Genomic DNA, 13,761 nt, shown 5'->3' on the forward strand with positions numbered 1-13,761 from the left:
AAAATGCGGCGGACGTTGACCGTCCGCCGCACTCGCCACCCCCCTGCTGCTCCGCCTAATTCGATCCGCCGCGGAGCTTACTTCTTCAGCGCGAACACCCAGATCACGCCGCCTTGCGGCACGTTGGACTCGATGCCGATATTGTTGGTCGCGAGCGCGTCCTGGATGCGCTGCGCGTCCACGCCCCATCCCGACTGGATCGCGATATATTGCGTGCCGTCGATCTCATAGGACACCGGCATGCCCATGATGCCGGAATTGGTCTTCTGCTCCCACAACACTGCGCCGGTCTTGGCGTCGAAGGCGCGGAAGTTGCGGTCGTTGGTGCCGCCGGCGAAGATGAGATCGCCTGCGGTCGCCGTCACCGAGCCGAACAGCTGCGACTTCGGGAAATTGTGCTGCCACACCTTCTTGCCCGTCGCAGGATCCCAGGCCTGGAGCTCGCCGAAATGATCGGCGCCGGGCTTCGCCTTCAACCCGATGTCCTCGGGCTTGGTGCCGAGCCAGAGCTCGCCCGGCTTGAGCGGCACCTTCTCACCGGTGAAGCCGCCGCAGAAATTCTCGTTGGCGGGGACATAGACGAGACCGGTCTTCTGGCTGTACGCGGCCGACGGCCAGTCCTTGCCGCCCCACAGTGACGGACAGAACTCGACGCGCTTGCCGATCGCCGGCTTGTGATCGATGTCGACGATCGGACGGCCGCTTTCGGCGTCGATGCCCTTCCAGACGTCGGTGGCGACGAACGGCCAGCCGGCGACGTAGTTGATCTTCGTCGGCGTACGTTCGAGCACCCAGAAGATCGCGTCGCGGCCGGGGTGGATCAGGCTCTTGAAGCTGCGGCCGTCGCGCTGCAGATCGACCAGCATCGGCGCGTCGACCTCGTCCCAGTCCCAGGAATCGTTCTGGTGGTACTGGTGATAGGTCTTGATCTTGCCGTTGTTAGGATCGAGTGCAATCACCGACGAGGTATAGAGATTGTCGCCGGGATGGGTTTCGCCGGGCCACGGCGCGGCGTTTCCGACACCCCAATAGATCGTCTTGGTGTCCTTGTCGTAAGTGCCGGTCATCCAGGCCGAGCCGCCGCCGGTCTTCCAGTCATCACCCTGCCAGGTATCGTGACCGGGCTCGCCTTCGCCGGGAATGGTGAAGGTGCGCCACAGTTCCTTGCCGTCCTTGGCATCGTAGGCGACGACGTAGCCGCGCACGCCGAGTTCGCCGCCGGAACCGCCGACGATGACCTTGCCGTCGACGATCAACGGCATCAGGGTCATGTACTGACCCTTCTTGTAATCCTGCACCTTGGTGTCCCACACCACCTTGCCGGTCTTGGCATCGAGCGCGACGACGTGGTCATCGGTGGTGGCGAGATAGAGCTTGTCCTCCCACAGCCCGACGCCGCGGCTGGTCGGATGCAGCTGGAACAGATCATCGGGAAGCTGACGCTTGTAGCGCCAATATTCGTCGCCGGTTTTCGCGTTCAGCGCGATCACCTGCCCCATCGGCGTCGCCACGAACATCACGCCGTTGTTGACGATCGGCGGCGCTTCGTGGCCTTCGACCACGCCGGTGGCAAACGTCCAGACCGGCGTAAGGTCTTTCACGTTCGAGGTGTTGATCTGCTCGAGCGGGCTATAGCCCTGCCCGTCATAGGTGCGCCGATAGAGCATCCAGTTGCTCGGTTCCGGATTCTCCAGACGCTGCTGGGTGACGGGCGCGTAGCTCTCGATCGGGCCCGCGATCGCGGCGGTCGAGGCAACACAGGTGAAGGCGACGAAGCCGGACAGCAGTAATTGCTTCCTGGTCATTGACCTCATGGACGTTTCCCCTTTTTCATCCGATTGAATTCTTGTGTTGAATTCTTGTCGTTCGTCCCGAAATCCGCCCCTCGGCGGATGCGGCCTCTCGTGAGGCGGGCACATCCCGCAACGTCCATCATCCCGGCTGCGCGCCACCTACCTTTCCGATGAAACCGCCCGCGACGCTGAGCGAACCGTCAGCGAGCGCCAGCGGCAGCGCGGCAAGCCGCCGCGGCGCCGGCCCGAACACCACCTGCGCACCCGCGCGTGGGTCGTATTCGGAGTTGTGGCACATGCACTTGAACACGTCCTTGTCGCCGACATCGCTCTTGACCCAGGCGGTGACGGGACAACCGGCGTGGGCGCAGATCGCCGAATAGGCGACAATGCCGTCGACGGCACGCGCGCGCGTCTGTTCGTCGAGCTCGGCAGGATCGAGCTTGATGATCAGGATCTCGTTGAGCCGCGAGGCACTGCGCACCACCGATGTCTTGGGATCCTGCGGCCAGGCATGCACCGGCGGCCCGCCAAGCGTCAGATCGGATGCCTTGATGAGCTTTCCTTCGTTGTCGCCTTCGGAGAACACGAGCGCATCGCCCTTCTGCGGCCGCTCGTCCGAGCCGGGCGGATCTTCGCCTGCGCGCGCGGGCGCGGAGCAGCCGAGACAGGCGGTGGTGGCGAGCGCGCCGAGCAGCAGCGTTCGCCGCGTTTGCTCCGCGCTCACATCGGCTTCGGTTTCCGCATTGCTGTCGGATGATGATGAGGTGCTGAATGATGCGCGCGACATGCATGCTAGCAGGCGCTGGAACTCTGCCGAAATGAAGGCGAAGAATTGGCGCCGCAGTGCATCAATATGGCTATGCTCGCTTTGATTGAACACGATCGCACGCATTCAAACGCGTTTTTGCCATTTCAATGTCATGCCGCGCGATCTGCATGATGATTTTGCAGATCAGACCGATGATGTTGGAATTGGTGCAACGCGCTAGTCGTGGCGCGATGCAACCGGAAAGCGATTCAACTGCACGTTTATCGAGCAGGCATTTTGTATTTCAGGACCGGAGCACGTGGCGCGGCGCCGCAATGCGTCCCGCAATGGTGGCCGACGCCATCTCAAAACTGTCGGCGATGCGTCGCGCCTTGTCGATGAAGAGGCTGGCTGCCGGCGGCGGGCAGACCTCGCGCGCGGTCTGTTCGAACAGGTTGAGCCAGCGATCGAAATGATCGCCGACCAGGCTGAGCGGCACATGCGCCCGCATCGGCGAGCCGTGGTAGCGCCCGCTCATCAGCACCACCGACGACCAGAAGTCTTTGAGCTTGGCGAGATGTTCGTCCCAATTCTGCACGATCGCGAACACCGGCCCAAGCAACGCATCCTCGCGGACGCGTCCGTAGAAACGGGTGACGAGTTCCCCGATCATCTCCTCGGTGATCCCGGTGCGCTCGATTGCATCCTGCGTCAGCAGGTTCCGCCGTTCGGCCGCAGCTTCGCGCTCGGCCTTCAGTCGATCCGACATGTCGTAGTCCGTTGTTTCTTCCCCTCTCCCCTTGTGGGAGAGGGTGGCTCGCCGCGGAGCGGCGAGCCGGGTGAGGGGTTGTCTCCACAAACTCACACATTTGAGTTTGCGGAACCAACCCCTCATCCGGCGCTTCGCGCCACCTTCTCCCACAAGGGGAGAAGGAAAAGGAGCGCCTGATCCGATGTTAGACAAATCACGCGACCGCATCTTTGCGATAGCGCAAACTGCGGGTACTTAGCACCCCGCCTCGCAATCACGTGCCGTAGCTGTAAAAGCCCTGCCCGGTCTTGCGGCCGAGATGGCCGGCATCGACCATTTCCTTGAGCAAGGGGGCCGGACGGTATTTGGGGTCGTTGAAGCCCTTATAAAAGACCTCCATCACCGACAGCATGGTGTCGAGGCCGACGAGGTCGGCCAGCGCCAGTGGCCCGATCGGATGGTTGCAGCCGAGCTTCATGCCGGCGTCGATCTCCTCCGCAGTCGCAATCCCCTCCTGGAGCGCGAAGATCGCCTCGTTGATCATCGGGCACAGGATGCGGTTGACGGCGAAGCCCGGGCTGTTCTTGGCGGTGATCGCCACCTTGCCGACGCGCTGGGCGAAGTCGAGTGCCTTGGCGTGGGTGTCGTCCGAGGTCTGCAAGCCGCGGATCAGTTCCAGCAGCGCCATCACCGGAACCGGGTTGAAGAAGTGCATGCCGATGAAGCGATCGGGCCGATCGGTCGCAGCCGCGAGCTTGGTGATCGAGATCGAGGAGGTGTTGGTCGCAAGCAGCGTGCGCGGCGACAGCGTGGCGCAGAGGTCCTTCAGGATCTTGACCTTGAGCTCCTCGTTCTCTGTCGCAGCCTCAATGACGAGATCGCAATCGGAGAGCTTGGCGCGGTCGGTCGTGCCGGTGATGCGCTTGAGCGTGGCGTCGCGATCGGCCGCCGACATCTTCTCTTTCTTGACCAGGCGCTCGAGGCTGCCGCCGACGGTGGCGACACCGCGGCTCACCGCCGCATCGGAGATGTCGACCATCACGACCGAAAGCCCGGCCGCGGCGCAGATCTGGGCGATGCCGTTGCCCATGGTCCCTGCTCCGATGATGCCAACGGTATTGATCATGGAATGACGTCCTTCTCGTTGAACGGGCCCGGCCTTGAGCGGCGTACCCGGTTTGACCTGAATTTCGAGCCGCGGGCCGCCCTAAGTGCTGCACCGCATCCAGGCTCTTCCTTAACCCATCCGTGGCGAGAATAAAGTCGCCTTTCCGCTGTCAAAGGGCATGATTTCGTGGTCTCGCGGCCTGATCGGCCCGCGTTTTGCGGCCCGTTCCGCCCCTGGGAATGCCGAGATTCAAGTTGACGCGCAACCATCATTTCAATAATCGTTGAAATATGGAAAAGACAGACGCCGTCGCGGCGCTCGCCGCTCTGGCGCAGGACAATCGTCTCGATGTCTTCCGCCTGCTGGTGCAGGCCGGCCCCGAAGGCATGACTGCAGGCGCGATCGCGGCGGCGCTGGATCTCGCGCCCAATACGCTGACGTTTCACTTCGACCGGCTGCGGATGGCCGGCCTTGCCACGGTCCGGCGCGAGGGGCGCTCGATGATCTATGCGGCGCGGTTCGAGACCATGAATGCGCTGGTCGGCTTCCTCACCGAAAATTGCTGCGGCGGCGTCTCCTGCACGCCCGCATCGTCCTCGAAATCCGCGCGAAAGCGCAACAAGGTTTTGGCCTGAAAGGACAGAGCATGAAGCGCCTGCACGTTCACGTGTCCGTCGACGATCTCTCCCGCTCGATCGGGTTCTACTCCGCCCTGTTCGCGAGCAAGCCTTCCGTGGTGAAGCCCGACTACGCCAAATGGATGCTCGAAGATCCCCGCGTGAACTTCGCGATCTCGACGCGCGGGCGCACACCCGGCCTCGACCATCTCGGCATCCAGGTCGAGACCCACGACGAGCTGCAAGAGGTCTATGCGCGGCTGCACCAGGCCGGCGGCGACATCATCGAGCAGGGGCAGACGGCCTGCTGCTACGCCAAGTCGGAGAAATCATGGATCGACGATCCCGCCGGCATCGCGTGGGAGACTTTTCATACCACCGGCGAAAGCATCGACTACGGCGATGGCAGCGGTGAGAACCGCGCGCGAGTTGCGCATGAGAAGACAGGCGCCTGCTGCGCGCCGCAGGCCGCGCCAAAGCCGTCACAGGCCTGTTGCTGAAGGTGGCGGCAATGGACGCAATCATCTACCACAATTCCGCCTGCGGCACCTCGCGCAACACGCTTGCCATGATCCGGCACGCCGGCATCGAGCCGCATGTGATCGAGTATCTCAAGACGCCGCCGTCACGTGCCCTGTTGCAGCAGCTGGCCATACGCATGGGTCTTTCGGTGCGCGAGCTGCTGCGCGAGAAGGGCACGCCCTATGCCGAGCTCGGGCTCGACAACCCTGACCTGACCGACGACGAGCTTCTCGACGCCATGATGGCGCATCCGATCCTGATCAACCGGCCGATCGTGGTCACGCCGAAAGGCGTGAAACTCTGCCGCCCGTCCGAGCAGGTGCTGGATCTCTTGCCCCCGCAGCAGGGCGAGTTCGTCAAGGAAGACGGCGAGCGCGTCCGGCTGGATCGCAGCGCCTGATGCCGGGCCTTGCACAGCGCGCATTTGCCGAATGGCTCGGGACGGCGTTCCTGCTCGCCGCGGTGGTCGGCTCGGGGATCATGGCCGAGAGGCTCGCGGGCGGGAATGTCGCGCTGGCGCTCCTGTGCAACACCATCGCCACCGGCGCCATTCTCGTCGTGCTGATCCTGATGTTTGCTTCCGTGTCAGGCGCCCATTTCAATCCGGCGGTGACATTGGCCTTTGCGCTACGCGGCGAAGTGGCCTGGATCGACGCTGCGATCTACATTGTCGCGCAGATCGCCGGCGCAATCATCGGCGTGTGGATTGCGCATCTGATGTTCGGGCTGCCCGTCCTCCAGATGTCGCTGACCGAACGAAGCGGTGCGGGACAGTGGCTCGCCGAAGCGGTGGCGACCTTCGGACTGCTGCTGACGATCTTCGGCGTCGCGTCGCGAGCCTCGGCTGCCGTTCCCTACGCGGTCGGCCTGTACATCACATCGGCCTATTGGTTCACGGCCTCGACGTCGTTTGCCAATCCCGCCGTCACCATGGCCCGATCGCTATCCGACACCTTTGCAGGCATCGCCCCGCACGACGTGCCGGCCTTCATGATCGCTCAGCTCATCGGGGCAGCCCTCGCCATTCCGCTGGCGGGCTGGCTGTGGGGCAGAGCAAGCGTGAAGCACGCTGCTGCCTACGAATGAATAGAGTGTCCAAACCGCTCGTCACCTGTATTCTCTGACTGTCGGCGGGAACGGCAGGGACCAGTGTGAAGCGGCATCGCAGCCACGATATCGACCATCTCATGACATGCGGCCTGGCCCTGGGGCATCAGGCCGGATGAACGACTTCGCACGCTCCATCGTTGCCGCGTTCACGCTGATTGGCGAAGCCGATCCGGAGCTGCTCGGTATCGTCGCCTTGTCGGTGCGCGTGAGCCTGACGGCCAGCATCATCGCGCTGCTGATCGGCGCGCCGCTCGGGGCACTGCTGGCGATCACCCGCTTTCGCGGGCGGCAGGTGGTCATCGTGCTGACCAATGCGCTGCTCGGACTGCCGCCCGTCGTGGTCGGGCTTGCACTCTATCTTCTGCTGTCGCGCTCCGGCCCGCTCGGCGCAGCGGGCCTGCTGTTCACGCCGGCGGCCATGGTGATTGCGCAGACGCTGCTGGCGACCCCGATCGTGGTTGCGCTGGTGCATCGGCCGGCAAGCCTGCTGTGGGCGGAATATGGCGACCTCGCACGGATCGACGGACTGTCGACACTGCGCAGCATCGGCCTCTTGTTCGCACTCGGCCGGACCTCGCTGCTGACCGCCTTTCTCGCGGCGTTCGGGCGGGCGATCGCCGAGGTCGGCGCCATCATCATCGTCGGCGGCAACATCCGCGGCTTCACCCGCACCATGACGACGGCGATCGCGCTTGAGACCAGCAAGGGCGATTTGCCGCTGGCGCTCGGGCTCGGACTGATCCTGCTCGCGCTCAGCGTCGCCGTCTCGACCGTCGCCTTCCTGCTAGTGGGACGCGTTGGGGAAAAATAGCTGCTCGCCGCCGACCTTGTAGCCGGCGATCGCATCCTGCCCCTTTGGCGCGATCAGCCAGTCGATGAAGGCCTGCCCGTCCTTCGCCTTCACATTCGCATGCTTGTCCGGATTGACGAGCATGACGCCGTACTGATTGAACAGCCGCTTGTCGCCCTCGGTCAGGATCGCAAGCTCGCCCCGATTCTTGAACGACAGCCAAGTGCCGCGGTCGGACAGAAGGTAAGCCCCCGACGACGACGCCATGTTCAGCGCCGGCCCCATGCCTTGCCCGATCTCGCGATACCAGCTGTCCTTCCCGGTCGCAGGATCGATGCCGGCGTCCTTCCACAATCTCAGCTCGGCGGCATGCGTGCCGGACTTGTCGCCACGCGAGATGAACGGCGCCTTTGCCGCCGCGATCCTGCGCAGGGCATCAGCGACGTCCTTGCCGCCGGCAATCTTCGCGGGGTCGCTCTTCGGGCCGACGATGATGAAATCGTTGTACATGACGTCAAAGCGCTTCACGCCCTGCCCTTCGGACATGAACTTGTCTTCGGCCGGCCTGTCATGGACGAACACCACGTCGGCATCGCCGCGCCGCCCGATATCCAGCGCCTGGCCGGTGCCGACGGCAACGACCTTCACCTCGATGCCTTCGGCCTTCGAGAACAACGGCAGCAGATAGCCGAACAGGCCCGACTGCTCCGTCGACGTCGTCGAGGCCACGGTGATGCTGCGGTCCTGCGCGTGGGCGCCTGTCGACCAGACCAGAACCGCGGCGATGGCGGCAAGTTTCTTCATTGCGTCGTCCTCACTCCCCCGATGTTTCAAACTAGGCGGGAAGGACGACGCAGGAAAGCCCGACATTCGGCGCAAGATCAGCGGCCGGGGCAGTACCGCATGACGTCATGGCGGCCGCAGCCTCGTGATGATGTTTGATATCTCGTCGAGCTGGGCTTTGGCCGTCGCCAGCAGACCGATCAGATCGCGCGCCGACTGCGCCGATGCATCTGCCCCCGCCTGATCGATCACGCTCAGGCCTTCGGTGAGACGGGCGATGACACGCACGAGCTCGTCGCGGCGCGCCTCGAGATCCGCAAGCGTTGCATCGAAGCGCTCGTCAAGCCGCGCGCTTTGCAACGAGCGGATCGGAACGATCCTGTCTTCCGGAGGATCGGACATGCGAAGGTTCGCCTTGCTGCCCGAATATCCTAAGCGAGGCGGCGCGGAACGTTGCGGCGGTGCTTTGTCGCATCCGGGTTCCCGGACCGGTTTGCGAAGGGAACGCCCTCACGCCGGCCTCACGGCCGTTGAACCCCGCGTGAGCTGCCGCGCAATCATGTGGCACCGCGGAATATCGCCCGTTTCGCCTGATCCATTCAGTGAAACGGTTTGGAGCGTCCCATGACCAAGACAAGCATCATCGCCGCCCTGCTGATCATTCTGCCGCTTGCGATCGCGGGCCCGGCCCAGGCGTGGCCCGGACAGTCGTCGAGCATCGACTGCGCCTGGGGCGGCGAACCCACGGACTGCGAGGCGCTCACCATGGCGCTGGTCCACAAGCACGCCCTTGCGCATCAGCACATCCGCAAGGCCGAGCACGCGGCCGTCCCGCATGCACCAACGCATCAGCCGGATCGCGACGAAGATCCGCTCGCATCGATGCATTTCGAATGAACGCTGTGGCGCGTGGCTGTGCAGATGTTCTGCAATTGGTCCCGCCTAGATTGACAGGGGTGTGACGGCCGGGGCAGTTTTTCACATTGCTGGCGAATCAGCGATTGCCCTTACGGCCCGAGTACCTCTTGGACAACTCCCAGTGCTTTCGAGACTGATATCGTTGCTGAGCCGCATTCCTGCGGTGAAATGGGCGTTCAACCGGCTTCGGCCCCTGCCGCATAGCGGCAGTCTCGACGCGGCGCCGATCGCAGCGGAAGAAGAGCCTGCCGTCATCGCTGTTGCCGAAGCTGCGCCGGCCCTCGATACCGACATCAGCACGGAACCGTTGCATCGCGATGCCGGCATCGAAGTCGCGGCCCCGGTCACCGAAGACAACACCATTATCCCTGTCATCGAAGAGAGCCCGATCGCGGCTGCGACCGATATCAGCGTCAACGACGATTCATCGCTGGAGACGCCGGCCGGCGTCGGGCCTCTCGTCGTCGAAGAGATCGCAGTTCCGTCGCTTGAGGTCGCAATCGCGCCGGTTGATGCGCCCGAACTCACCAGCAGCGAGCCGCCCGCGGAACTCGTGACGGATGTTGAACCTGACGTCGTCGAAGAGACCTCGATCTCCGCTGTCGAAGTCGAAGTCGTTGATGCTCCCGAATCCGTTGCCGTGAGCGATCTGCCTGTCGAACTCCAGGCGACACCCGAACCCGAGGCCGTGAACGAGACACTGGTCTCCGCTGTCGAGGTCGAGGCAATCGAGACACCTGAGCCCGTCATCGGTAGCGATGCTGCTCCGGAACTCCCTGAAGATGTCGAGCCGATCGTCGCGGAGCAAGTCGTCGTTGCGCTTGTCGAGATGGCGACGATTCCGGTCGAGGTCTCCGAGCCCGTCACCGAAGACGAACCTGTATCCGTCGCTTCCTTGGAGATCGAGCCGGTCGCGGTCGATGAGACGCCCGTCGTCGTCGTCGACGCTGAGGTCCCCGCGCCTGTCGTCGTCGAGGCCAGCATCGACAGCGAGCCCGCTCCCAGCGTCGCCGCAGAGATCGACCCGGTCGTCGCGAACGATCCCGAACCCGTCGCAGCCACTCTTGCCGAGGCGACGATCGCCGACGCACCCGTTGCCGCCACGCACGTCGACCCTGAGCCGGCGCCCACCCCGAAGAGCCCGAGCACGCCGAAGGCGCGCGCAAAGATCGTCGAGCCCGCCGATCGTGCCGCGCTGGTCCGGCAACGCTGGACGGAGACCGGGATCAGGATGTGGAATCCGCGGCTTCACGGCACCGGCGAAGCCACACTGAATATCCAGGGACGCATCGGACTGCTGCCGCCCGAGCCCGGCGAGACGATGCCGCGTTACGACAAGCTCGAATTCAAGATGCTCGGCGGCCAGATCGTCTGCGAAGGCGTGATCGTCGAGGCCCCTGTGCATGCGGGCCAGCGCAGCTTCACCCGGCTCGCCGAGCCGCGTGGCACCGATCGCACCCGCGAGCCGGTGCGGGAACGCCAGGCCGCCCTCGCCTGATCCTTTTCCTCTGCGATGACGCGCCCCATATGCTAGGCTGACGCCCGGGATGTGGGAGATCGCATGTCCGCAAAATTACAAAGCCTGATCGTGATCGCCGCGCTCTGCGTTTCGCAAGGCGCGCTCGCCGCGTCCCATAAGCGGCCGCGCCACGTCCATGCGGCGCCGCCTGCCACCGATCCGGCATCCCCTTACAAGGCCAACCGGCTGTCCTTCTCACGTGGCGAGACCATCCTCGACACGCCCGGCCAGACCACCGTGCTGACGCGGCAGATGCTCGACGACATGAATGCGACGAGCTTGCGCGACGCCATGCGCTCGACCGCCGGTGTGACGATCGGGCGCTAGGCCATTTCGCGCATCAAGGGATCGGATAGCCCTTCCAGACCCATTCCAGTGCCGAGGGCAGCGTTTGCGCGATCGTGGGACGATCGACATGCTTGGCATTGCGCACGAACAGGAACTGGTAGTGGTAACCCTTCTCCGCCAGCACCTTTGCCGTCAGCGCGTTCGACAGGGTCCAGTCGTGCATGCCGTCGGGGATGGTCGGATTGGGATAGAACAGATCCTGGTCGCCGCCGAAGAACCAGAAGCGGATCGGCTTGGTCGGCGCGGCGACGATCAGCGGTACGCCGGGCGGCTCGGCCGGCGTCAGCACGCCGGCCTTCGAGATGAGATTGGGCGTGGCCGGTCCCGTCCATGCGCTGTGATATTCCCATGCGCCACCGCGCAGTGACGGATCATGCGGCCATTGCTGGTTGACCATGGTCGGCGAGAACGCTAGCACGCGGTGATAGAGTTCGGGATGGAACCAGGCCATGGTGAAGGCTGCCACGCCACTCGAGCTCAGCCCCATGGTCGCGCGTCCTTCGGGATTCCTGGTAAGCTTGACGCCGGCGTTCTGCTCGACCAGCGGCAGCACCTCGCGCTCGATGAACTGCGCATAGACACCCGACACCGCGTCATATTCGCGGCCGCGCTGGCTGCCCTGCGCATCCTGCCCGCCATTGCCGACCTGGATCGCGATCATCGGCGGCACACGGCGCTGCGCGATCAGATTGTCGAGCGTGGTCGGCAGATCCTTGTAGGCAGCGGAGCCGCCGTCGCCGATCACGATGAAGGGCGCTTCGGTACCAGGGACGTATTGCGCCGGCACATAGACGTCGATGGTGCGCGACCAGATGCCGGGATGGCTGGTGGTGACGATCATGTTCGACTTGTCGTCCGGCGCAGTCACCGTCGTCATGATCGAGGAATTGGTGCAGCCGGCGACGTCGTCGCGGATCAGGCCGGGATTGTAGATCGTGCTGTCCTTCGACGACAGCGTGAAGGATTTTATCGTGCCGCGCGGAACGCCCTCTTTCGCAATGGTCTCGGGCGCCGGATTGTGGGTAGGACCGATGATGAAATTCCCCTCGGCGCCCGGCGGCGGCAAGGTGCCATCGGGCAGCTCGGTCGCGCGCGGATAGTTCGGATTGGAGGGATCGCGCGTCGGCGGCGTGGTCTTGAAATCGAGGCCGGTGGTATCGATGAAGAACGGCGCCGCCTTGTCGCTGGTGTTGGCGCCCGGCGGCACGGCCATGTTCTGGGTCACGCAGGCCGGCTGCGCGAAGGCGATCGATGTGAAGGAGACGAGGGACATCAGCGTCCCCGCAAGGACGGACAATGATTTGGTCATTTCAGCTCCCGATGTTGACGTGTCTTTCTGGCCCGTCTTGACGCAAATTATGGCGGCCGGCTCGCACGCGGTCAAACGCGATGGGCGCAGTGCAGCAATCGTCGCCATGCTCAAACCGGACAGCGGCCGTTATTCCGCGCATGACGTGGCATTTTTCGAACATCAGGCCGTTGCTGCCGCATCGCGCAACATCTAGCGTGCGACCCGACGATCCGCGGCCTCACCCGCGGTCGCAACGACAACAACAATCCGGGAGGACGATCCATGAGAAAGCTCACGGCCGCGCTATGCGCGATGGCGCTCTTCACCCCAGTTGCGCAAGCCCAGACCATCAAGGACTTCCTGGCGGCAGTCATGGTGAAGTGGACCGCGCCGTTCGAGCCGTTCCAGCTCATCGACAATATCTATTATGTCGGCACCGACGGCATCGCCGTCTATGTCATCAAGACGTCGCAGGGCCTGATCCTGATGGACACCGCGATGCCGCAGTCGACTGGCATGATCAAGGACAACATCGCCAAGCTCGGCTTCAAGGTCGCCGACATCAAATACATCCTCAACACCCACGCCCATCTCGACCACACCGGCGGCTTCGCCGAGATCAAGCAGGACAGCGGCGCGCAGCTCGTCGCCGGCGCGCGCGACAAGCCGCTGCTCGAAGGCGGCTACTATCCGGGCGACGAGAAGAACGCGGACCTCGGCTTTCCTCCGGTGAAGGTCGATCGTACCGTGAAAGAAGGCGACAAGGTCACGCTCGGTGATACCACGCTGACGGCGCATGAGACGCCCGGCCATTCGCCGGGCTGCACCAGCTGGGAGATGACTGTGAAGGACGGCGGCCAGGACCGCGAGGTGCTGTTCTTCTGCAGCGGCACCGTCGCGCTAAACCGCCTGGTCGGCCAGCCGACCTATCCCGGCATTGTCGACGACTATCGCGCAACCTTCGCCAAGGCCAAGGCGATGAAGATCGACGTGCTGCTCGGGCCGCATCCCGAGGTCTATGGCATGCAGGACAAGCGCGCGCAGCAGATCAAGAACCCCACGCCGAATCCATTCGTCAAGCCGGGCGAGCTTCCGGCCTACGCCACTGGCCTGTCGGACGATTTCGACAAGGCGCTCGCCAAACAAACGGCCGCGCTTCAACCGGCGAAGTGACGGCCGCCGTCACCTCTGCGCGGCGGTCGTCCGCGACCGCCGCCGCGATCGGCGGCACCACGCGGCCGAGATTGCTATGGTTAGCAGACCGTAGCCGCGATCATCTCGGACGATCTGCCGCGCGAAACGCCGCTCGCTTCCGCGGCATATCCTTAACAGCCCCTCACCAATGCACGCGGGTGGAAAATCCTGCGGTCGCGTGCAACCAGCGCTGGCGCATCCTCGTGGAACCCGTCTAACGCGCTCTTTACCCCCGCTGTGCAAGATCGCCTTCGTTTGAAGGGATT

General features: G+C 64.0%; 17 protein-coding genes. 10 read left to right on the forward strand and 7 right to left on the reverse strand.

Going from position 1 to position 13,761, the window contains the following annotated elements; genetic code table 11:
* Positions 1-77: 77 nt before the first annotated feature.
* From NLM31_RS31155 to NLM31_RS31170, 4 genes are all read right to left on the reverse strand, one after another.
* Positions 78-1,805 carry a methanol/ethanol family PQQ-dependent dehydrogenase gene (locus NLM31_RS31155; RefSeq protein ID WP_254196303.1) on the reverse strand — a complete coding sequence of 576 codons (1,728 nt, stop codon included), beginning with the start codon at positions 1,803-1,805 and terminating at the stop codon, positions 78-80.
* Between the two features lie 127 nt (positions 1,806-1,932).
* Complete coding sequence (locus NLM31_RS31160) at positions 1,933-2,583, reverse strand: Rieske 2Fe-2S domain-containing protein (RefSeq protein ID WP_254132965.1); 651 nt, start codon at positions 2,581-2,583, stop codon at positions 1,933-1,935.
* Between the two features lie 265 nt (positions 2,584-2,848).
* On the reverse strand, positions 2,849-3,313 hold the full coding sequence (locus NLM31_RS31165) for a group III truncated hemoglobin (RefSeq protein ID WP_254194787.1): 465 nt from the start codon (positions 3,311-3,313) through the stop codon (positions 2,849-2,851).
* Positions 3,314-3,569: 256 nt separating this feature from the next.
* On the reverse strand, positions 3,570-4,421 hold the full coding sequence (locus NLM31_RS31170; RefSeq protein ID WP_254194788.1) for a 3-hydroxybutyryl-CoA dehydrogenase: 852 nt from the start codon (positions 4,419-4,421) through the stop codon (positions 3,570-3,572).
* Positions 4,422-4,693: 272 nt separating this feature from the next.
* Between NLM31_RS31170 and NLM31_RS31175 the strand changes: the two genes are divergently transcribed.
* The 5 genes from NLM31_RS31175 (at position 4,694) to NLM31_RS31195 (ending at position 7,463) form a co-directional block, all read left to right on the forward strand.
* Positions 4,694-5,038: a helix-turn-helix transcriptional regulator gene (locus tag NLM31_RS31175; RefSeq protein ID WP_254194789.1), complete on the forward strand. Its 345-nt coding sequence runs from the start codon at positions 4,694-4,696 to the stop codon at positions 5,036-5,038.
* A gap of 11 nt (positions 5,039-5,049) precedes the next feature.
* Positions 5,050-5,520: an ArsI/CadI family heavy metal resistance metalloenzyme gene (locus NLM31_RS31180; RefSeq protein WP_254132969.1), complete on the forward strand. Its 471-nt coding sequence runs from the start codon at positions 5,050-5,052 to the stop codon at positions 5,518-5,520.
* Positions 5,521-5,531: 11 nt separating this feature from the next.
* Entirely contained in the window at positions 5,532-5,942 is a 411-nt protein-coding gene (gene arsC, locus NLM31_RS31185) for an arsenate reductase (glutaredoxin) (RefSeq protein ID WP_254132970.1), read from the forward strand.
* Positions 5,942-6,628: an MIP/aquaporin family protein gene (locus tag NLM31_RS31190; RefSeq protein ID WP_254132971.1), complete on the forward strand. Its 687-nt coding sequence runs from the start codon at positions 5,942-5,944 to the stop codon at positions 6,626-6,628. The genes arsC and NLM31_RS31190 overlap by 1 nt, the downstream gene beginning before the upstream one ends.
* Before the next feature lie 136 nt (positions 6,629-6,764).
* Entirely contained in the window at positions 6,765-7,463 is a 699-nt protein-coding gene (locus NLM31_RS31195; RefSeq protein WP_254132972.1) for an ABC transporter permease, read from the forward strand.
* Here the strand turns inward: NLM31_RS31195 and NLM31_RS31200 are convergent.
* Entirely contained in the window at positions 7,437-8,246 is an 810-nt protein-coding gene (locus NLM31_RS31200; RefSeq protein ID WP_254194790.1) for a substrate-binding domain-containing protein, read from the reverse strand. The genes NLM31_RS31195 and NLM31_RS31200 overlap by 27 nt on opposite strands.
* A 105-nt stretch (positions 8,247-8,351) precedes the next feature.
* The gene (locus NLM31_RS31205; protein ID WP_254132974.1) at positions 8,352-8,627 is read right to left on the reverse strand and encodes a hypothetical protein; all 276 of its coding nucleotides are present in this window, start codon (positions 8,625-8,627) and stop codon (positions 8,352-8,354) included.
* A gap of 222 nt (positions 8,628-8,849) precedes the next feature.
* Here NLM31_RS31205 and NLM31_RS31210 point away from each other — a divergent pair, with 222 nt between their 5' ends.
* The 3 genes from NLM31_RS31210 to NLM31_RS31220 all read left to right on the forward strand — a co-directional run bounded on the left by NLM31_RS31210 (position 8,850) and on the right by NLM31_RS31220 (position 10,989).
* Positions 8,850-9,122 (forward strand): hypothetical protein, encoded by a 273-nt coding sequence (locus NLM31_RS31210; protein ID WP_254194791.1) that lies wholly within the window; start codon positions 8,850-8,852, stop codon positions 9,120-9,122.
* A gap of 163 nt (positions 9,123-9,285) precedes the next feature.
* Positions 9,286-10,641 (forward strand): hypothetical protein, encoded by a 1,356-nt coding sequence (locus tag NLM31_RS31215; protein WP_254194792.1) that lies wholly within the window; start codon positions 9,286-9,288, stop codon positions 10,639-10,641.
* A gap of 63 nt (positions 10,642-10,704) precedes the next feature.
* Complete coding sequence (locus NLM31_RS31220; protein WP_254194793.1) at positions 10,705-10,989, forward strand: TonB-dependent receptor plug domain-containing protein; 285 nt, start codon at positions 10,705-10,707, stop codon at positions 10,987-10,989.
* 13 nt (positions 10,990-11,002) lie between these two features.
* On the opposite strand, the gene NLM31_RS31225 is transcribed toward NLM31_RS31220, so the two are convergent.
* Positions 11,003-12,319: an esterase family protein gene (locus NLM31_RS31225; RefSeq protein WP_254194794.1), complete on the reverse strand. Its 1,317-nt coding sequence runs from the start codon at positions 12,317-12,319 to the stop codon at positions 11,003-11,005.
* On the opposite strand from NLM31_RS31225, the gene NLM31_RS31230 reads away from it, so the two are divergent.
* On the forward strand, positions 12,312-12,515 hold the full coding sequence (locus tag NLM31_RS31230; RefSeq protein WP_254194795.1) for a hypothetical protein: 204 nt from the start codon (positions 12,312-12,314) through the stop codon (positions 12,513-12,515). The two genes, NLM31_RS31225 and NLM31_RS31230, sit on opposite strands and share 8 nt — an antisense overlap.
* Positions 12,516-12,583: 68 nt before the next feature.
* Positions 12,584-13,474, forward strand: coding sequence for a BJP family subclass B3 metallo-beta-lactamase (blaBJP, locus tag NLM31_RS31235; protein ID WP_254194796.1), 891 nt, complete (start codon positions 12,584-12,586; stop codon positions 13,472-13,474).
* Positions 13,475-13,761: the final 287 nt, after the last annotated feature.

Origin of the sequence: Bradyrhizobium sp. CCGUVB4N (assembly GCF_024199945.1) — a bacterium.
Taxonomy (GTDB): domain Bacteria; phylum Pseudomonadota; class Alphaproteobacteria; order Rhizobiales; family Xanthobacteraceae; genus Bradyrhizobium.

Bases quoted from the DNA above. Each gene is read 5' to 3' on its own strand.
- NLM31_RS31155 (WP_254196303.1), bottom strand. From the start codon at position 1,805: ATGACCAGGAAGCAATTACTGCTGTCCGGCTTCGTCGCCTTCACCTGT.
- NLM31_RS31160 (WP_254132965.1), bottom strand. From the start codon at position 2,583: ATGTCGCGCGCATCATTCAGCACCTCATCATCATCCGACAGCAATGCG.
- NLM31_RS31165 (WP_254194787.1), bottom strand. From the start codon at position 3,313: ATGTCGGATCGACTGAAGGCCGAGCGCGAAGCTGCGGCCGAACGGCGG.
- NLM31_RS31170 (WP_254194788.1), bottom strand. From the start codon at position 4,421: ATGATCAATACCGTTGGCATCATCGGAGCAGGGACCATGGGCAACGGC.
- NLM31_RS31175 (WP_254194789.1), top strand. From the start codon at position 4,694: ATGGAAAAGACAGACGCCGTCGCGGCGCTCGCCGCTCTGGCGCAGGAC.
- NLM31_RS31180 (WP_254132969.1), top strand. From the start codon at position 5,050: ATGAAGCGCCTGCACGTTCACGTGTCCGTCGACGATCTCTCCCGCTCG.
- arsC (WP_254132970.1), top strand. From the start codon at position 5,532: ATGGACGCAATCATCTACCACAATTCCGCCTGCGGCACCTCGCGCAAC.
- NLM31_RS31190 (WP_254132971.1), top strand. From the start codon at position 5,942: ATGCCGGGCCTTGCACAGCGCGCATTTGCCGAATGGCTCGGGACGGCG.
- NLM31_RS31195 (WP_254132972.1), top strand. From the start codon at position 6,765: ATGAACGACTTCGCACGCTCCATCGTTGCCGCGTTCACGCTGATTGGC.
- NLM31_RS31200 (WP_254194790.1), bottom strand. From the start codon at position 8,246: ATGAAGAAACTTGCCGCCATCGCCGCGGTTCTGGTCTGGTCGACAGGC.
- NLM31_RS31205 (WP_254132974.1), bottom strand. From the start codon at position 8,627: ATGTCCGATCCTCCGGAAGACAGGATCGTTCCGATCCGCTCGTTGCAA.
- NLM31_RS31210 (WP_254194791.1), top strand. From the start codon at position 8,850: ATGACCAAGACAAGCATCATCGCCGCCCTGCTGATCATTCTGCCGCTT.
- NLM31_RS31220 (WP_254194793.1), top strand. From the start codon at position 10,705: ATGTCCGCAAAATTACAAAGCCTGATCGTGATCGCCGCGCTCTGCGTT.
- NLM31_RS31225 (WP_254194794.1), bottom strand. From the start codon at position 12,319: ATGACCAAATCATTGTCCGTCCTTGCGGGGACGCTGATGTCCCTCGTC.
- blaBJP (WP_254194796.1), top strand. From the start codon at position 12,584: ATGAGAAAGCTCACGGCCGCGCTATGCGCGATGGCGCTCTTCACCCCA.